This is a genomic window from Yoonia rosea (assembly GCF_900156505.1).
Lineage (GTDB): Bacteria > Pseudomonadota > Alphaproteobacteria > Rhodobacterales > Rhodobacteraceae > Yoonia > Yoonia rosea.
Genome location: NZ_FTPR01000004.1, coordinates 19,644 through 37,340 on the forward strand (window position 1 = coordinate 19,644; position 17,697 = coordinate 37,340).

Here is a 17,697-nt window from a genome sequence, read left to right on the forward strand (position 1 = left end):
CCCAACAAGGAGACAAAAACTATGAAGAAAGTCATATCCATCCTCGCGGCGACCACCGCACTCGCATCACCCGCCATAGCCGAAGATCTGTCCGTCGTCGGAAGCTGGTCCAGCCTGCCTCTGCACAACCAATATGAGGCACCCTTCTGGAGCACGACATTGCCGGAAGCGTCGGGTGGCGGCATCAATGTTGAACTGACGACCCATAACCAGATGAGCCTCGGTCTTGGTGATATTTATCCACTGCTGGGTCAGGGCGTTTATGACGTCGCGATGACAGTGGCCGACTATGCCGTTGCCGATGCGCCTGAACTGGAAGGTCTGGATGTGCCGCTGGTTGCGCTGACTGCTGATGAGGCACGTGCAATGGTCGATGCTGCCCGCCCGATGGTCTCTGACATCTATCGCGACCGTTTCAATTCGCACGTACTTGCGATTGCGCCCTACCCACCACAGGTCGTTTTCTGCAACCACGAGATCACAAATCTGGCCGATCTTGAGGGTCTGAAGGTGCGCGCCTCTGGCCGGATGACCGCGAAGTTGCTGGAAGCACTTGGCGCGGAAGGCGTGAACGTTTCCTTCGCCGAAGTGCCGGGTGCGTTGCAGAACGGCGTTGTCGATTGTGCCGTCACAGGTGCCGGTTCGGGCTATAGCGCGGGTTGGTGGGAAGTTTCCACGCACTTGCTGCCCATTCCGCTTGGTGGTTGGGACTCGGTCGTGACTGCGATCAACCTGGATAAATGGAACAGCCTGAGTGCGGATGACCAAGCGCTGATCTCAAGCGAGATTGTCACCGGTTTTGAAGATCCGGCATGGGCCAGCGCCCAAGACGCATTGGTCAATGACATTGCCTGCCTGACAGGCAATGGTGAATGCCCATCAGGTGATGCGCGCTCCATGACCTTGGTTGAGGTGAGCGACGCAGACTTTACGCGGGCACGCGACATCCTGACAACCGAAGTTCTTCCTGAATGGGCAGAGCGCGCAGGTGGTGATTGGGCGGCCCGTTGGAATGAAAGCGTCGGCGCCGTTGTTGGTGTGACAATCAACTAAAAGCAAAGTCAGGGGACGTGTTGAGATGGAATTTAAGCTGATTCATCGTCTGCGGGTGATCAACAAAGGCGTGGCGCTGGTCGTGGGTTTCGGCCTGCTCCTGTGTGCTGCCTTTGTGCTCGTGGATATTATCATGCGCCAGATCGGCTCGTCCCTTGGCGGCACAGAAGAGATCGCGGGTTATGCGATGGCGCTCGCGACCTCTTGGGGCATGTCCTACACGCTGCTTGAGCTGGGGCATGTCCGCATTGATCTGCTGCGCACGAAATTCCAATCCTTCGGAAAGGCGCTGTTTGATGTCTTTTCGATGATCATCATGTCCGGTGTGATCATCACGATCGCCATCAAAGCATGGCCGGTTGTCGAACGGTCCATCACCAATGGATCGCGCGCGAACACGCCGCTTGAGACGCCACTGGCTTGGGTGCAGTTGCCATGGTTTGCGGGCTGGGTCTGGTTTGCGGCCATGTCCACGATCACGACGCTTTGCGCGCTTAGCTTGCTGGCCAAACGCAGACATGCCGAAACAGAAAGCATCATTGGTGCCTTCGCTGAGCAGGAGACACTGCAATGATCGGCTATGTGTCTATCGGCCTTTTGGGGCTGCTTGCGCTTTCCATTCCTGTCGGGATCGTCCTGTTTCTGTTGGGGTTCGGGATTGATATCTTCTTTTCCAATTTTCCCCTGACGCGTGGCCTTGGGAATATGGTGTGGTCGTCATCAAATTCGGCTACCCTCATTGCCATCCCGTTCTTTGTACTGCTGGGTGAAATCCTTGTGCGCAGTGGTGTTGCAACGCGGACCTATGCCGCCCTTGACCGCTGGGTGTCTTGGCTGCCGGGTGGTCTGGTGCATGCCAATATCGCCACCGCGACCATGTTTTCGGCGACCTCGGGGTCATCTGTTGCGACGGCTGCCACGGTGGCGACTGTTGCCATGCCGCAGGCCGAGAAGCTGGGGTATGATCCCAAACTCTTTTCCGGTGCGATCGCTGCGGGTGGGACGCTGGGCATTATGATACCACCGTCGATCAACCTGATCGTTTACGGGTTCCTGACACAATCCTCTATTCCGCAGCTCTTTCTTGCGGGGTTGATCCCCGGTATTGCGCTGGCGATTGCCTTTATGGTCGTGACGGCGATTATCTGCATGATCCGGCCTGATCTGGGTGGCGTGCGCCGCACGTTTCCATTCCCGCAGATGCTGCGCGCATTGATTGACCTGATCCCGATCCTGATCCTTTTCGGCCTGATCGTGGGGTCGATCTACGGTGGCTGGGCCACCCCGACCGAGGCCGCAGCCGTTGGTGTGGCGGGCGCATTTTTGATTGCGCTGGCCTTCGGTGGTGTGTCTTGGGACATGTTGCTGCAAAGTCTGACGGGGACAGTCAAGATCACATCAATGATCATGCTGATCGTGATTGGTGCGTCGTTCCTGAATTTCACGCTGGCCTCTGCGGGGCTCGGGCGGGAACTGACAGAATTTATGACGGGGCTTGGCTTAACACCGCTTAAGACGATCCTTGTCGTGGTCGTGCTTTACATCGTTTTGGGGTTCTTCATTGAAACCCTGTCTCTGATGGTTGTGACCATTCCGATCATCGTGCCGCTGGTGGTTGCGCAGGGCTATGATGTGATCTGGTTCGGTATCCTGATGATTGTCCTGATCGAGATGGCCCTGATCACACCGCCAGTAGGTCTGAATCTCTATGTTGTGCAGGGCGCGCGCAAATCGGGCAGCCTGAACGAAGTGATGCTGGGGGCCTTGCCCTATTGCCTGACCATGCTTGCGATGGCATTTCTTCTCATCGCTTTCCCAAGCATCGCACTTTTCCTTCCTAACTTCCTGCAATAAGGGCCGGAGGCGATGCAGATTGACCTGAACGCTGACCTTGGAGAAGGCTTTGGCCCGTGGTCCATGGGTGATGACAGCCAGATGATGACGCTGGTCACCTCGGCCAGTATCGCCTGCGGGGGGCATGCGGGCGATCCAGAGACGATGTACCGGACGTTGATGCAGGCCAAGCAAAACGGGGTGAGCGTTGGCGCGCATCCGGGGTATGCGGATCGCGAAGGCTTTGGCCGCCGTGTGATCCCCATGTCACCGGATGAGATCGGGCGGATGTGTGCCGCACAGATCGGTGCGCTGATGGGGGTCGCGGCACTGGTTGGGGTGCCTGTGACCTACGTCAAACCGCATGGGGCGCTGGGCAATCTAGCAGCGCGGGATCGTACGGTCGCAGATGCCCTTGTCGCGGCTGTGCAGAGGATTGATCCCGCATTGGCCATCCTCGCCATCTCTGGCACTCAAAGCGAAGAGGCCGCACGGGCCGCAGGCGTGCCTGTGTTTTCGGAAATCTTTGCTGATCGCGGCTATCTTTCCTCGGGGCAGCTCGTGCCGCGCAACCAAGAAGGTGCGATGATCCACGACGCGACGGAGGCCGCCGCGCGTTTGATGGGCTTTCTGCAAAGCGGTCTGATGCCAGTGGTGGATGGCGACCCTATCAAACTTGCAGCGCATTCGATCTGTGTGCATGGTGACAGCCCGGGGGCTGTGGACATGACACGCACAATTTCTAACTATCTCACAGCGCAGGGTGTCGCGTTCAGACCGTTTATCGCGCCCTAAGGATGCTTATGGAACCTCGATTTAAACCCGTAGCTGATCATGCTTTGCTGGTGACTTTCTCTGATGCAATCAGCGAAGAGGCCCATGCGGCTGTCATTGCGCTTGATCAGGCAATCGCAGCAGATGTGCCGGATGGCGTGATTGAAACGGTGCCTGCGCTAGTCAATCTTCTGGTGTCGTTTGACCCGATCAAGACGGACCACGGTGCTGTTGAAAGCCATCTGCGGACACAGCTTGAAGGTCTGGAAAGCCAGAAGATCATTGGCGTCGAACGACAGGTTCAGGTCTGCTACGAGGGCCCTTTCGCCCCTGATCTGGAAGCCGTTGCTGCGGCGACAGGGCTGTCGCAGGAGGCAGTCATCAACGCGCATCTTGCGGGGGATTTTCATGTTCTAATGTATGGGTTCTCGCCCGGTTACGCCTATCTGTCCGGGGTACCAGAGGCGATCCAAGTGCCGCGCAAGCCCGCCCCCGTGCGCGGTGTGCCCGCTGGTAGTGTGATTATCGCAGGGCCACAATGTCTGATTACAACGCTGACGATGCCCACAGGCTGGTCGATCATCGGGCGGTCCCCGACTCCGATTTTCACAGGAAACCCAGACCATCCGTTCCTTTTTGATGTGGGTGATCGGGTGGTGTTTGAACGTGTTGACCTCAAAACCTATGAAGAGCTTTGCAAGGAAAAGGTCGATGGCTAGCGCAAAATTCTCTGTCTCATTTGCAGGGCCATTGGTCACAATGCAGGATGTGGGCCGTCCGGGTCACATGCGCTATGGTGTGGCGGCGTCCGGCCCGATGGATCGTCTGGCCTTTGATGCGGCCCATGCAGCACTTGGCAACAAGGCAGGCTCGAACGCGATCGAGATTTCCCTTGGTGGTCTGATGCTGCAATGCACCGAAGGATCGGTCAGCGTGGCGATCACCGGTGGTGATTTTGTCGTCGAACATGCAGGGCAAAAGACAAGTTCATGGACCATCCTGACAATCCGCAAAGGCGAGAAGCTGGCAATCCGTGCGGGCAAGGCAGGCAGTTGGGCCTATCTGGCTTTCGCGGGTGATCTGGCGTCTGAGACATGGCTTGGAAGTCAAGCCACTCACGCATCCTCTGGCTTTGGTGGGGGTGTTGTGCAAGGCGGACAAGCGCTTGTCGTGGCTGATGCGGCTGTGCGCGAAGAGCGCGAGGGCGAGATCGCGCAGCCGGACTTTGCATCTGACGGCGCGATGCGCGTCGTGCTGGGCCCGCAGGACCAGTATTTTACAGCTGAAGCGATAGAGCACCTTTTAAGCGCGCCTTTCGCCCTGTCAGATGCCTACGACCGGATGGGGATGCGGCTGAATGGCCCGACCCTCGAGATGGAGCGCGCTTTGTCTATCCCGTCAGAGCCGATTGTGCGTGGGGCCATTCAGGTCTCGGGCGACGGTGTGCCGACAGTTCTTCTCGCGGATCATCAAACAACGGGCGGCTATCCAAAGATAGCGACTGTGATTTCATGTGACACAGACCGGCTGACCCAGCTGCGCGCGGGTCAGAAGATTCGTTTTGCGTCAGTCTCAACGCAGCAGGCCGTTGATGCGGCACGCGATTACGCAGAGCGAAAGGCGCAATACCTCGCGCAGATTTCGATCGCGCGAGGTACCTTGGCACAAAGACTGATGCGCGAAAATCTGATCCACGCCTGGGCGGACGATTAACGCGGCATCAATCGGGCGGCTTTAGCGCACGAATTTCTTATGCTTCATCCGCTTCGGCTCAAGCGCATCTGCGCCCAACCGTGCCTTCTTGTCTTCTTCGTAGTCGGTAAACGCGCCTTGGAACCACTCCACATGGGCGTCGCCCTCGAAGGCAAGGATATGCGTGCAAATCCGGTCAAGGAAGAAGCGGTCGTGGCTGATCACCACGGCGCAGCCCGCGAAATCGACCAACGCGTCTTCGAGCGCGCGGAGCGTTTCCACGTCCAGATCGTTGGTTGGTTCGTCAAGCAGCAGGACGTTGCCGCCTGATTTCAGCAGCTTGGCCATATGCACGCGGTTGCGTTCACCGCCCGACAAGAGCCCTACCTTCTTTTGCTGGTCCCCGCCTTTGAAGTTGAAGGCCGAGCAATAGGCGCGGCTGTTCATCGAGGCATCGCCAAGTTCAATAATCTCTGCGCCGCCTGTGATTTCTTCCCAAACCGTGCTGTCAGGGTTCAGCGCGTCACGCGACTGGTCGACGTAAGACAGTTTGACGGTTTCGCCATATTCAACGGTGCCCTCATCAGGCTGGGCCTGACCGGTCAGCATCGAGAACAGCGTGGATTTACCTGCACCGTTCGGGCCGATCACGCCGACGATCCCGCCGGGGGGCAGATCAAAGCTGAGGCCTTCGATCAAGAGCTTGTCGCCCATGGCCTTTTTCAGACCATCCACCGCAATCACTTTGGATCCGAGCCGTGGACCGTTGGGGATGATGATCTGGGCGCGGCCCATTTTCTCGCGCTCGGACTGGTTGGCCATTTCGTTATAGGCCGCGATCCGTGCCTTGGATTTCGCCTGCCGCGCTTTAGCACCTTGGCGCATCCATTCCAGTTCGCGTTGCAGGGTGCGTTGCTTGGATTTGTCGTCCTTTGCTTCGCGCTCCAGCCGCTTGGCTTTGGCCTCAAGCCAGCTTGAATAGTTGCCTTCATGCGGAATGCCAGAGCCGCGGTCGAGTTCCAGAATCCAGCCGGTGATCGCATCAAGGAAATAACGGTCGTGGGTGACGATGAGGATCGTGCCTTTGTAGTCAATCAGGTGCTGTTGCAGCCATGCGATGGTTTCCGCGTCAAGGTGGTTGGTCGGTTCGTCGAGCAGCAGCATATCAGGTGCGTCCAGCAAGAGCTGGCAAAGTGCGACACGGCGCTTTTCACCGCCTGAAAGTGTGGTGACGTCTGCATCATCGGGTGGGCAGCGCAGGGCCTCCATCGAGATATCAATCTGCGCGTCCAGATCCCAGAGGTTCTGGCTGTCGATTTCATCCTGAAGCCGGGCCATTTCGTCGGCGGTTTCTTCCGAGTAGTTCATGGCAACTTCGTTGTAGCGATCAAGAATCGCCTTCTTGTCGGCCACGCCCAGCATCACGTTTTCACGCACGGTCAGGTTCGGATCAAGTTCGGGCTCTTGCGGCAGGTACCCCACACGCGCGCCTTCGGCGGCCCACGCCTCACCGCTGAATTCCTTGTCCTGACCGGCCATAATCCGCATCAGTGTCGATTTACCGGTGCCGTTGACACCGACGACGCCGATTTTCACGCCAGGCAGAAAGTTCAGGCGGATATTTTCAAAAACCTTTTTCCCGCCAGGATAGGTTTTGGACACGCCGTCCATGAAATAGACGAATTGATTGGCAGCCATTGGGGACGCTCCGATAAAGTCAGGGTTCCGCCTTAGATAACCATGCAAAGGGGCAGGGGCAATGCAAAGGACGCCATGATTTATCTTCATCGTCTGCCCTGTGTCAGTGAACCTGACCGCATGTCTTGTGGGGGGCATAACCAAGCGGGCCGAGGACATCAGCGAAACGCAGGATCCGGCTTTACCGGTCTCGGATGAAGCCTTGGTCGTTGGGGTGTTTCAGAAGCGCTGTGCGTTGTGGAAGACGTTGACCGGGATCGCCCACAGTCACCTATGGCCGAGAAAAAAGCCCCGCAAGAGCGGGGCCTTTGGTGGTGATCAAAGCGACAGTTTGGATGCTTCCGAAATGAGCCCCACAGCCCTGTTCATATTGCCGGTCATGAGGTTAGCTGTCAGAAAGGCGACCCCCAGTTGCCCCGGATCGAGGGTTCTGCCGGCTGCGATTTCTGCAATCAGGGGGGACAACGTCTCCATATTTCCGGCAACAACAGTCAAGCCATCCGCGATATCGTTGTTCTTGGCCTGCTGAATGCCAGCCTCGGGCAGGCCGAAACGCAAGGCATAGAGCGTGTTCCTGAAAATCTCGTCGGTCGCCACCAAATCGGCGCTGCTGGGTTCGACATTCACGCCAGAGGCAATCAGACAGATGTTCTTGGAAATACGTTGCGCAAGCATGCGCTGCCGTCCTGCAAGATCAATTGCGATCGCGTCGCTCTGCAAAACAGAAGTTTGGCTCGCGTATTGGCCGGTTATCTGCACCACCAACCGTTGGGCAATCTCCAGCAAAGGCGCGCTTTGATCAGCGATTGCGGTGATGTCGGCGACAGACCCGTCGCCGGCCTCGACCTTATCTGCCAGTACGGAGATGGGACCCCATAGTTCACGGAGCTTTGCGATACCTGCCAGCGTCTTGCGGTGCTCTTCGACACCAATGATGCCAAGGTCTGGATTTCCGAATTCAAGCGCGTCGGTGATCAGTGCAAACTCTGCGGTGGCGGTCGCCAAAGTGTCGCGGCTTGCCTGTGTTTCGACCCCGGCCTGCAAATAGCATGATGCCGCGACAATGCGTTGGCTAAGCATGCGCAGTTTACCCGAGAAGTCGATGCGCTCGCTTGATCCGTTGTCTTCTACAAACTGTGCGGGTTGGATCAGGCCGGACAAAGCAGAGGCTTGGTTATCGGCGTGAACCGATGTCGAAAACGCAAGGCTTGTCACAGTTGCCGTCAGGATTGATTTGATGATGCGGGAAAAAAAGACGTCGTTCGTCGTTATACAGGTCATGGACCGTACTCCAGGTGTCGGCGTAACATGCCGAATTTACATAACTGAGTTATGACGCCCGGATTACACGACCCCCCGCAGCGTTCAGAACCCCTCACTCACATGGGAAAGGACGCTTTCCCTACGTCACTCTTAGAAAGAGGAATTGAGGCTTAATCGCGGCGAAGGCGTGAAATTTTTTAAGATTTTTTCGTGTAAGTAAGCGGTCCGCATTATCCTGATGTCAAAAAAAACCCCGCCAGACTGGCGGGGTTTCTCGTTCACGCGTGATGTCGCTTACTGCGGAATTTCAGCAGTGATGCCTTCAACGTAAAAGTTCATACCTGCCAAAGTGCCATCGTCAGCGACTTCACCATCGGCCAGCCAGACAGACCCGTCCTGACGGTTAATCGGGCCTGTAAAAGCGTGGTATTCGCCAGTGCGCAGGCGCTCGATCAGGTCCTCGGCAGAGGCTTTGACGTCAGCAGGCACCGCGTCGGTGATTTCACCGATGCCGACCATGCCTGGGCCAATGCCGTCCCAAGTGTCCATGCTTTCCCATGTGCCATCAATCACGGCTTGCGTGCGGGCGATGTAGTAAGGTGCCCAGTCGTCGATGATGGATGATACACGTGGGAAGGGTGCGAACTCCGCCATATCGGATGCCTGACCAAATGTCACAACATTGCCAGCGGCCTGCGCTGCGGCCTGTGGTGCCGTCGAATCTGTGTGCTGCAGGATCACGTCAGCGCCTTGTTCGATCAGAACATTGGCGGCTTCGGCTTCTTTTGCAGGGTCAAACCATGTGTAGGCCCAGATGATGCGGAATTCGACGTCAGGGTTCACTTCCTTCGCGTGCAGGTAGGCTGCGTTGATACCGCGAATAACTTCGGGGATCGGGTAGGACGCGATGTAGCCGATGATGTTGCTTTCGGTCATTTGGCCCGCAATATGGCCCTGCACTGCGCGGCCCTCATAGAAACGTGCCGAATAGGTCGATACGTTGTCAGCGCGCTTATACCCTGTGGCGTGCTCGAACTTTACGTCAGGGAACTGGGCCGCGACGTTGATCGTTGCATCCATATAGCCGAAGGATGTGGTGAAAATCAGGTCAGCACCTTGCAGCGCCATCTGTGTCATCACACGTTCTGCGTCAGGGCCTTCTGGCACGCTTTCCACAAAGACGGTTTCAACCGCGTCGCCAAAATGCTCTTCCACGGCTAGACGGCCTTTGTTGTGCTCATATGTCCAGCCGCCGTCGCCGATCGGCCCGACGTAGACAAAGCCAACGGTCGTGGTGTCTTGGGCGATGGCCCCTGTTGCAAGGCCAAGTGCGAGCGCAGCACTGGCCAGTAGTGTTTTCGTTGTCATGTGTTTCCCCTTGGTGGTCTTGTTGTCGCCTCAACGTGAGGCATGGAAAGATTGGCCCAGTGACCCGGGCGCACGTCCAGCCCGCATAATAACCAGAACCGCGATAGTGGCTAGATAGGGCGCCATAGAAAGATACTCGACCGCAATGGCCGCGCCTGCTGCTTGCAGGTTAAGCTGCAACACGGTGACGCCGCCGAACAAATAGGCACCCAGCAAAAGCCGCCCCGGACGCCAGCTTGCAAAGACGACGATGGCCAGCGCGATCCAGCCCGCACCCGCGGTCATGCCTTCGGTCCATTGCGGCACGCGCACAAGGCTGAGGTAGGCACCACCCAAGCCCGCACAGGCCCCGCCGAACATGATGGCAAGCATCCGGACACGGATAACATGATACCCCAGCGCATGGGCTGCTTCATGGTTTTCACCGACCGCGCGCAGGATCAGCCCTGCACGTGAATAGCGCAAAAATCCCCAGACGGCGGCAACCAGCGCGAGCCCCACGTAAACCATCGGATCGTGCTGAAATACAATCGGGCCAATCACCGGAATGTCGCCCAATATCGGGATATACCAATCCGGAAAGGCGGGCGCCTTGATCCCGATATAGCCTTGGCCCATGAGCGCCGACAGCCCCAGCCCGAAGAGCGTCAGCGCAAGGCCGGTTGCCACCTGATTGGACAGTAAAAACTGGGTCAGAAAGCCAAAGATGAGTGAAATAAGCGCACCGCCAACAGCCGCGCCCGCAAATCCCATCCAGGGTGAATTGGTGCCGACCGCCACGACAAAGCCGCAGACGGCCCCGGTAATCATCATCCCCTCAACGCCAAGGTTCAGAACGCCGGCACGTTCGACCACCAACTCGCCTATTGCGGCGAGCATGATCGGCGTTGCTGCGACCATCAGGGAGGCGAGCAAAAGGACGGGGTTGATCGAAGAGAGGTCCATCAGTGCGCCTTTCTTGCCAAGGTGATCCGGTAGTTGGTCAGCACATCCACCGCGAGCAGGAAGAACAACAACATGCCTTGCAGAATCTGGATCGCGGCAATTGGTAGGCCAAGGTTTGACTGGGCAATCTCGCCGCCGATATAGGTCAGTGCCATCAGCCCGCCTGCCAGCAAAATACCAACAGGGTGCAGACGCCCCAGAAACGCCACGATAATTGCGGTAAACCCGTAGCCCACGTTAAAGTCGATACTGACCTGCCCGGCAGGTCCCGCAACCTCGAACAACCCCGCAAGCCCTGCCAAAGCCCCCGAGATCCCCATGCAGATCAGGATCAGCTTGCCCGGGTTCACCCCTGCGAACCGCGCGGCACGCGGGCTTTGCCCCGACAGGCGCACGTTGAACCCGAAGAGATGTCGTGACAGGGCGATATAGGCAAAGATCACCGCGATCAGGGCCGTAACGACCCCCCAGTGCATGCCTGCCGATTGTGTGATCCAGCTTGAAGCAGAGGGATATTGCGCAAGGTTCCGGCTGCCGGGAAAGCCCATACCTTCGGGGTTGCGCAAAGCACCCAGTGCCATTGAGGCCAGCAGTTGCTCGGCCACATAAACTAGCATCAGCGACACAAGAATTTCGTTGGTGCCGAATTTGACCCGCAGCAAGCCGGGGATCATCGCCCACAACAGCCCGCCCAAAGCGCCCGCGACAACCATCAATGGCAGGATGATGAAACTCTCCATCGGATAGAAGGCGAGGCCCACAGCGGCCCCGCAAATCGCACCGACGATATACTGCCCCTCGGCCCCGATGTTCCAGATGCCCGCGCGAAAGCCAAAAGACAGACCAATCGCGATCAGCACCAAAGGCGCGCCCTTAATCAAAAGCTGCGGACGATAGAACCATGCAAATTCCGAGAACAGTGGATCCAGAAAAATCGTCCGGATTGTGACAAGCGGATCTTGCCCAAGGGCGGCAAACAGCAGTCCCCCAAAAAACATTGTCAAGAGGACCGCGACAATCGGGGTCGCAAAGGTCCATGCACGCGAAGGCTGCGGGCGCTTTTCCAGCATAATCATGTGCAGCCCCCTGACTTTCCATGTCCAATCAAACTTCCGCCGGAGGCCCTACGCATCAACATGCGCTACCTCCATATCATGGGCACCACCCAGCATCAGGCCAATCTCTTCCACCGTCAGCCCGGCTGCGGATCGCGGCGCCGAAAGACGCCCTTCGTTCAAAGCAGCAAAGCGGTCCGAAATCTCCATCAACTCGTCCAGATCCTGACTGATCACAATCACGGCCGCACCTTTGGCTGCCAGATCAAGCAGCGCCTGCCGGATCGCGGCGGCAGCAGAGGCATCAACACCCCATGTCGGCTGGTTCACGACCAGTACCTCGGGGGCTTGCATGATCTCGCGTCCGATTACGAATTTCTGCAGGTTTCCGCCGGACAGTGACCTTGCCGCATTTTGCGGCCCCGGCGTGCGCACGTCAAAAGCGGCAATCACCCCTTCGGCGAATTTCCGTGCTTTGGCCCAATGCAGAAACCCGTTTGTTGTCAGTTTCTCGCGCGTCATAGCTGTCAGGATTGCGTTTTCCGTGAGGCTCATATCAGGTGCTGCGGCATGGCCCATCCGTTCTTCTGGAGCAGCGAGAATGCCGATCTTGCGCCGCGCGTTGGGGGCAAGGTGGCCGATAGGCTGACCCTTATAGTGGATCATTGCCTTTGCCGTCTTCATTTCACCTGACAAGGCCGCGACCAGCTCATCCTGCCCATTGCCTGCAACGCCACCAATCCCCAGCACCTCGCCCTTGCGCACCTCCAAGACGATATCCCGCAAAGGCGTGCCAAAACGATGCGGTGCTTTCGCGCTCAGGTTCTTGAGTGCCAGAACGGTTTCACCTGCAGGCTTGTCTTCTTTGTGCGGCACATGCAGCGTGCTGCCCACCATCAGTTCAGCCATATCCCGTGCCGAGGTTGTGCGCGGATCGCAGGTGCCGACGACCTGCCCAAGCCGCAGGACCGTGGCATTGTCACAAAGTGCGCGAATTTCCTCAAGTTTATGCGAGATATAGAGGATCGCCGTGCCTTCGCGGCTCAGCTTTCGCAGCGTTTCGAAAAGGATTGCCACCTCTTGCGGGGTAAGGACCGATGTCGGCTCATCCATGATCAAAAGCTTGGGGTCCTGCAAAAGGCAGCGAATAATCTCGACCCTTTGGCGCTCGCCTGCCGACAGTTCACCCACGATCCTGTCCGGATCAAGCGGCAGACCGTATTGATCCGACACCTGCCGCACCCGCGCTGCAATCTCGGCCTGTGGCGGCGGGTTTTCCATGCCAAGCGCGATGTTCTCGGCCACGTTCATCGCATCGAAAAGCGAGAAATGCTGGAATACCATTGCAACGCCTGCCGCGCGGGCCGCGCGGGGTTCGGCGGGCTGGAAGGGTTCTCCCTCCAATGTCATCGTCCCGCTGTCAGGTTTGACCAATCCATAGATGGTTTTGACAAGTGTCGATTTGCCTGCCCCGTTCTCACCTAAGAGCGCATGGACTTCGCCGCGCCCGATATCAAACGAGACGTCTTTGTTCGCGACGACACCGGGATAGGCTTTGGTCAGCCCCCAAAGGCGCAACAGCGGTTCCGTCATGCAGTGCGCTCCCTTGTCTGGCGTGCCTGAGGGCTAATCATCGCAGTTGCGACGCCAAGTGCAATCGCCGCAGGGTGTTTTCCAAGCGCGGGATCCCCGATTGGACACGCGATGCGCGAGACTTGTGCCGGCGCATGCCCCAATGCCGCGAGGCGCGATCTGAATCGTGCCCATTTTGTCGCTGAACCGATCAATCCGGCACTGTGAAATCCATGGTTCAGCAGTGCGTGGCAGAGGGCGAGGTCGATTTCATGGCTATAGGTGAGAATCAGGTGATCGGCATCAAGGGGAGCATGTTTGACAATCAGGGCAGGGTCTTTGGCGACAAGGGTTGTGACATCCGTTTCTGGAAAACGCTCTGCGCCTGTATCCACCCAAGTGATGGTAAAATCCGGCAAAGGCGCCATCACATTGACCAAAGCGCGCCCGACGTGACCTGCCCCGTAAATCCACAACGGACGGGCAGGGGGAGTGGTCATCGCCTCCGCCTCTTCCCACAACAGGCTGACCGATCCGCCACAACATTGGCCCAACGCAGGGCCAAGCGGCATCGTGGCACTGTGGTTGCTTCGGCCATCGCGCAACATGCGGCGCGCCTCAAGCATGGCCTCCCATTCCAACGTGCCGCCCCCGATGGTGCCTTCTGTTCGGTCCGCCCAGACGAGCATCTGTGTCCCTGCCTCGCGCGGGACAGACCCTGCGGTCTTGGTCACGGTGATGCGGATCGCTGTCATGCGCGCGCCCTTTTGATGGCGCGCAGCACCTCTTCGGCGGTCGCCGGTGCTTGCAGGTCAGGGTATGTCGGGCCACAAGCCGCCACCGCGTCGGACAAAGCCAAAAACGCGGATGTGCCCAGCATGAAAGGCGGCTCACCCACCGCTTTGGAGCGGTAGATCGTCTGCGCGGGGTTGGGTTGATCCCAAAGAGCCACGTTGAACACATCGGGCCGGTCCGAACAGGCGGGGATTTTATAGGTCGCTGGCGCATGGGTGCGCAGCCGCCCTTTGTCGTCCCAAACCAGCTCTTCCGTGGTCAGCCAACCGGCACCTTGGACATAGCCGCCTTCGACCTGTCCGATATCGAGCGCGGGGTTCAGCGATGCGCCCGCATCATGCAAAATGTCGGCGCGCAGAATACGGTTTTCCCCTGTCAGCGTGTCGATCACCACCTCGGTTACGGCTGCACCTTGGGCGAAATAGAAGAACGGTGTGCCGGTGCCCTTGATGCGGTCCCACGCCAGATCGGGCGTTTTGTAAAAGCCGGTCGCCGACAGGCTGACGCGGTTCAGGTAAGCGGTCTGCGCGGCTTCGGCGAACGTCATCTCGGCATTACCGACAAAGACGCGACTGTTCTCAAAACGCACGCTGGCGGCATCCGTCTGGTGCAGTTCTGCAAGACAGGCCGCAATCCGCGCGCGGAGGATATCGCAAGCATTGGCCACCGCCATCCCGTTCAGATCCGTCCCTGATGACGCCGCCGTGGCCGAGGTGTTGGGCACCTTGCCCGTATCCGTTGCTGTGATCTTGACCGCCGAAACGTCTATACCAAAGCGGTGGGCGGCGACCTGCGCCACCTTCTGAAACAGCCCTTGGCCCATTTCCGTCCCGCCGTGGTTCATATGGACCGAGCCGTCCTGATAAACATGGACCAGCGCGCCTGCCTGATTGAGGTGGGTCAGCGTGAATGAAATACCAAATTTCACAGGGCTGAAGGCAATGCCTTTCTTTAGCACCTCCTGGCCTGTGTTCCACTCAGCGATGGCGGCACGGCGCGCATGATAGTTGGAAGACGCCAGCAGCGCCTCGGTCATCTCGTGCAGGATAAAGTCCTTGACGGGCATGTGATAGGGCGTGGTCTGAACGGCGGGTTTGGGCGAATGTTCCGCACCAAACCGCTTGCCGGTTCCCGGCCCTTCGGCCTGTATTCCGGCATAGTAATTGCGCTGACGCACCACGACAGGATCAAGGCCCAGTTCGGCCGCTATATGATCCATCACCCGCTCGATCCCCAAAACCCCCTGCGGGCCGCCGAACCCGCGAAAGGCGGTGGCGGATTGTGTATTGGTCTTGAACCTGTGCGAAGTGATCCGCGCGACAGGCAGATGATAGGCGTTATCGGCATGCAACATCGCGCGGTCGGCCACGGGGAGTGACAGATCAAGCGCCCAACCGCACCGCGTCATCTGGGTGAAATCAACGCCTGTGAGGCGCCCCTCACCATCAAAGCCTGCGTCATAGGTGATCCTGAAATCGTGCCGCTTGCCGGTGATCATCATGTCATCGTCACGGTCATAACGCATCTTGCAAGGCTTGCCTGTCAGCCGCGCGGCCACGGCGCAACCCACCGCGAGCGCATTGCCCTGGCTCTCTTTGCCGCCGAACCCGCCCCCCATGCGGCGCACTTCGCAGCGCACGGCATGCATGGGAACGCCCAGTGCCTCGGCCACCTTGTGCTGGATTTCCGTGGGGTGTTGGGTCGAACTCTGCACGACCATGTCCCCGCCTTCCTGCGGCAGGGCCAAAGCGGCCTGGCCTTCAAGGTAGAAATGTTCCTGCCCGCCCATGGTGATCGTTCCCGTGATGCGGTGTGGCGCAGTGTTCAGGGCGCTTTCCACATCACCTTTGGTCCAGATGCGGGGGCCGTCTTCAAAGCGGCTATCGGCGGCGATCGCATCGTCGATTGTCAGGATCGGCGTTTCTTCGGCATAGTCGATGGTCGCCAACCGCGCAGCCTTGCGCGCCGCCAGATGCGAGTGTGCGACCACCATAAAGAGGGGTTGACCGTAATAATGCACACGCCCCGTCGCCAGCAGCGGTTCATCATGCGCCGATGGCGAGACATCATTGGCAAAGGGCAGATCACCTGCCGTCAGCACAGCGACAACGCCGGCAGCGCTCTTCACCTTTTCAAGGTTCATCGCGCGCACGGTGCCGCAGGCGATCTCGGCCATGCCAAAAGCCAGATGCAGTGTGCCAGTTGGTGTCGGGATATCGTCGATGTAACGCGCAGCCCCAATTACATGCAGGGTGGCGGCATCATGTGGCAGGGGTTTGGCAACGCTCATGCTGACACCTCCAGGACAGAGGTGGCCTGACCGCTGAGGTCCGCAAAATAGCGCTGCAGCAGGTTCTGCGCGACCTTCAGGCGGTAGTCTGCGCTGGCGCGCATGTCGGACATGGGTGTGTAATCCTGCGCGAAGAGGCCAGCGGCATCTGTGATTGTCGCAGAGGTCCACGGTTGGCCGATGAGCGCCGCCTCAACCCCATGCGCGCGGTGCGGGGTGCCCGCCATGCCGCCAAAGGCGATACGTGCCTCGCTGATGACGCCGTTCACAACCGTGACATTGAAGCAGCCGCAAACGGCCGAGATATCCTGATCGAAGCGTTTCGAGATTTTATAGCAGCGCAGCGCGGGTGCGTTTTTGGGCAGCGTTACGCCGGTTACCAACTCGCCCGGGGCGCGGTCTTGTTTGCCATAGGCGATAAAGAAATCCTCAATTGGCAAATCGCGCGTCTTGGTGCCATGGCGCAGGTGCAAGGTGGCGCCAAGTGCGATGAGTGCGGGTGGGTTGTCGCCGATGGGCGAGCCGTTCGCGATATTCCCGCCGATGGTCGCCGCATTGCGCACCTGCTCCGAACCATAACGCCGGATCATTTCGGCGTAGGAAGGGTGCGTTTTGCGGATGACGGCCAAGGCTTCTGTCATTGTGACGGCAGCCCCGAAATGAATGTCGTCCTGTGTTTCGGTGATCTCGCGCAGCGGTTTGCAGCGGTTCAGAAAAGCGACTTTGGGCAGGTCGCGCAGTTGTTTGGTGACCCAAAGGCCGACATCCGTCGCACCCGCAATCAGTGTCGCGTCAGGGTTGGAGGCGTACCAACCGGCCAACGCATCCAGGGTTTCCGGCGCGTCTGGGACGCCATCAACAGCGGGGATCTCATCTTTGATCCATGCGGGCACCTTTGCGGCCTCTGCCGCCTGCGCCGCCCGAACGATCGGTGCGTAACCGGTGCAGCGGCACAGATTCCCCGCCAGCACATCATCATGATCGGTGCGCCCTTGCAGATGCCCGGTTACCATCGCCGCTATAAACCCCGGTGTGCAGAACCCGCATTGCGATCCGTGATGTTCGATCATTGCCTGCTGGACAGGATGCAGGGTCCCGTCAGGGGCGCTGATGCCTTCGACGGTACGCACGGCCTTGCCATGCAGTTGCGGCAAGAACAGGATACAAGCGTTGAGCGCACGCGCCCCGTCCGCGTCCGTCACCATGACAGTGCAGGCCCCGCAGTCGCCTTCGTTGCAGCCTTCCTTGGTGCCGCAAAGACCCTGATCCTCGCGCAGCCATTCGAGCAAGGTGCGGGTCGGTTCCGCTTCCACCTGCACGGTTTCCCCGTTGAGAAGAAACGTGACGTTCATGATTTAA

The 17,697-nt window shown here is 58.6% G+C and carries 15 protein-coding genes; 6 read left to right on the forward strand and 9 right to left on the reverse strand.

Going from position 1 to position 17,697, the window contains the following annotated elements; all coding sequences use genetic code 11:
- Positions 1–21: 21 nt before the first annotated feature.
- From B0B09_RS16300 to B0B09_RS16325, 6 genes are read left to right on the forward strand one after another with little or no spacing between them, the layout of a single operon-like run.
- Positions 22–1,053, forward strand: coding sequence for a TRAP transporter substrate-binding protein (locus B0B09_RS16300; RefSeq protein ID WP_076660988.1), 1,032 nt, complete (start codon positions 22–24; stop codon positions 1,051–1,053).
- A 25-nt stretch (positions 1,054–1,078) separates the two neighbouring features.
- A complete protein-coding gene (locus B0B09_RS16305) occupies positions 1,079–1,627 on the forward strand; it encodes a TRAP transporter small permease subunit (RefSeq protein WP_076660989.1) in 549 nt (182 codons plus the stop codon).
- Positions 1,624–2,907, forward strand: coding sequence for a TRAP transporter large permease (locus B0B09_RS16310; RefSeq protein WP_076660990.1), 1,284 nt, complete (start codon positions 1,624–1,626; stop codon positions 2,905–2,907). The genes B0B09_RS16305 and B0B09_RS16310 overlap by 4 nt, the downstream gene beginning before the upstream one ends.
- Before the next feature lie 12 nt (positions 2,908–2,919).
- Entirely contained in the window at positions 2,920–3,681 is a 762-nt protein-coding gene (locus B0B09_RS16315; RefSeq protein ID WP_076660991.1) for a LamB/YcsF family protein, read from the forward strand.
- An 8-nt stretch (positions 3,682–3,689) separates the two neighbouring features.
- The gene (locus B0B09_RS16320) at positions 3,690–4,379 is read left to right on the forward strand and encodes a 5-oxoprolinase subunit B family protein (protein WP_084190885.1); all 690 of its coding nucleotides are present in this window, start codon (positions 3,690–3,692) and stop codon (positions 4,377–4,379) included.
- A complete protein-coding gene (locus tag B0B09_RS16325; RefSeq protein ID WP_076660993.1) occupies positions 4,372–5,373 on the forward strand; it encodes a 5-oxoprolinase subunit C family protein in 1,002 nt (333 codons plus the stop codon). The genes B0B09_RS16320 and B0B09_RS16325 overlap by 8 nt, the downstream gene beginning before the upstream one ends.
- A 21-nt stretch (positions 5,374–5,394) precedes the next feature.
- On the opposite strand, the gene ettA is transcribed toward B0B09_RS16325, so the two are convergent.
- The 9 genes from ettA to B0B09_RS16370 form a co-directional block, all read right to left on the reverse strand.
- Positions 5,395–7,050, reverse strand: a complete 1,656-nt coding sequence (gene ettA, locus B0B09_RS16330) for an energy-dependent translational throttle protein EttA (RefSeq protein ID WP_076660994.1) — start codon at positions 7,048–7,050, stop codon at positions 5,395–5,397.
- 318 nt (positions 7,051–7,368) lie between these two features.
- Entirely contained in the window at positions 7,369–8,331 is a 963-nt protein-coding gene (locus B0B09_RS16335; RefSeq protein ID WP_076660995.1) for a type IV pili methyl-accepting chemotaxis transducer N-terminal domain-containing protein, read from the reverse strand.
- A 276-nt stretch (positions 8,332–8,607) separates the two neighbouring features.
- The gene (locus tag B0B09_RS16340; protein WP_076660996.1) at positions 8,608–9,681 is read right to left on the reverse strand and encodes a BMP family ABC transporter substrate-binding protein; all 1,074 of its coding nucleotides are present in this window, start codon (positions 9,679–9,681) and stop codon (positions 8,608–8,610) included.
- 30 nt (positions 9,682–9,711) lie between these two features.
- Entirely contained in the window at positions 9,712–10,626 is a 915-nt protein-coding gene (locus tag B0B09_RS16345; protein ID WP_076660997.1) for an ABC transporter permease, read from the reverse strand.
- Positions 10,626–11,702 carry an ABC transporter permease gene (locus tag B0B09_RS16350; RefSeq protein ID WP_076660998.1) on the reverse strand — a complete coding sequence of 359 codons (1,077 nt, stop codon included), beginning with the start codon at positions 11,700–11,702 and terminating at the stop codon, positions 10,626–10,628. Before B0B09_RS16350 ends, B0B09_RS16345 begins: the two co-directional genes overlap by 1 nt.
- A 48-nt stretch (positions 11,703–11,750) precedes the next feature.
- Complete coding sequence (locus B0B09_RS16355) at positions 11,751–13,274, reverse strand: ABC transporter ATP-binding protein (protein WP_076660999.1); 1,524 nt, start codon at positions 13,272–13,274, stop codon at positions 11,751–11,753.
- The gene (gene xdhC, locus B0B09_RS16360) at positions 13,271–14,008 is read right to left on the reverse strand and encodes a xanthine dehydrogenase accessory protein XdhC (protein WP_076661000.1); all 738 of its coding nucleotides are present in this window, start codon (positions 14,006–14,008) and stop codon (positions 13,271–13,273) included. The genes B0B09_RS16355 and xdhC overlap by 4 nt, the downstream gene beginning before the upstream one ends.
- Positions 14,005–16,338, reverse strand: a complete 2,334-nt coding sequence (xdhB, locus tag B0B09_RS16365; RefSeq protein ID WP_076661001.1) for a xanthine dehydrogenase molybdopterin binding subunit — start codon at positions 16,336–16,338, stop codon at positions 14,005–14,007. The genes xdhC and xdhB overlap by 4 nt, the downstream gene beginning before the upstream one ends.
- Positions 16,335–17,690, reverse strand: coding sequence for a xanthine dehydrogenase small subunit (locus B0B09_RS16370; protein ID WP_076661002.1), 1,356 nt, complete (start codon positions 17,688–17,690; stop codon positions 16,335–16,337). Before B0B09_RS16370 ends, xdhB begins: the two co-directional genes overlap by 4 nt.
- Positions 17,691–17,697: the final 7 nt, after the last annotated feature.

What these genes read in the sequence shown, in the direction of transcription:
- B0B09_RS16355 (WP_076660999.1), bottom strand. Translation starts at nt 13,274, where the DNA reads ATGACGGAACCGCTGTTGCGCCTTTGGGGGCTGACCAAAGCCTATCCC.
- B0B09_RS16345 (WP_076660997.1), bottom strand. Translation starts at nt 10,626, where the DNA reads ATGGACCTCTCTTCGATCAACCCCGTCCTTTTGCTCGCCTCCCTGATG.
- B0B09_RS16370 (WP_076661002.1), bottom strand. Translation starts at nt 17,690, where the DNA reads ATGAACGTCACGTTTCTTCTCAACGGGGAAACCGTGCAGGTGGAAGCG.
- B0B09_RS16325 (WP_076660993.1), top strand. Translation starts at nt 4,372, where the DNA reads ATGGCTAGCGCAAAATTCTCTGTCTCATTTGCAGGGCCATTGGTCACA.
- B0B09_RS16340 (WP_076660996.1), bottom strand. Translation starts at nt 9,681, where the DNA reads ATGACAACGAAAACACTACTGGCCAGTGCTGCGCTCGCACTTGGCCTT.
- xdhB (WP_076661001.1), bottom strand. Translation starts at nt 16,338, where the DNA reads ATGAGCGTTGCCAAACCCCTGCCACATGATGCCGCCACCCTGCATGTA.
- B0B09_RS16305 (WP_076660989.1), top strand. Translation starts at nt 1,079, where the DNA reads ATGGAATTTAAGCTGATTCATCGTCTGCGGGTGATCAACAAAGGCGTG.
- xdhC (WP_076661000.1), bottom strand. Translation starts at nt 14,008, where the DNA reads ATGACAGCGATCCGCATCACCGTGACCAAGACCGCAGGGTCTGTCCCG.
- B0B09_RS16320 (WP_084190885.1), top strand. Translation starts at nt 3,690, where the DNA reads ATGGAACCTCGATTTAAACCCGTAGCTGATCATGCTTTGCTGGTGACT.
- B0B09_RS16310 (WP_076660990.1), top strand. Translation starts at nt 1,624, where the DNA reads ATGATCGGCTATGTGTCTATCGGCCTTTTGGGGCTGCTTGCGCTTTCC.
- ettA (WP_076660994.1), bottom strand. Translation starts at nt 7,050, where the DNA reads ATGGCTGCCAATCAATTCGTCTATTTCATGGACGGCGTGTCCAAAACC.
- B0B09_RS16350 (WP_076660998.1), bottom strand. Translation starts at nt 11,702, where the DNA reads ATGATTATGCTGGAAAAGCGCCCGCAGCCTTCGCGTGCATGGACCTTT.
- B0B09_RS16315 (WP_076660991.1), top strand. Translation starts at nt 2,920, where the DNA reads ATGCAGATTGACCTGAACGCTGACCTTGGAGAAGGCTTTGGCCCGTGG.
- B0B09_RS16300 (WP_076660988.1), top strand. Translation starts at nt 22, where the DNA reads ATGAAGAAAGTCATATCCATCCTCGCGGCGACCACCGCACTCGCATCA.
- B0B09_RS16335 (WP_076660995.1), bottom strand. Translation starts at nt 8,331, where the DNA reads ATGACCTGTATAACGACGAACGACGTCTTTTTTTCCCGCATCATCAAA.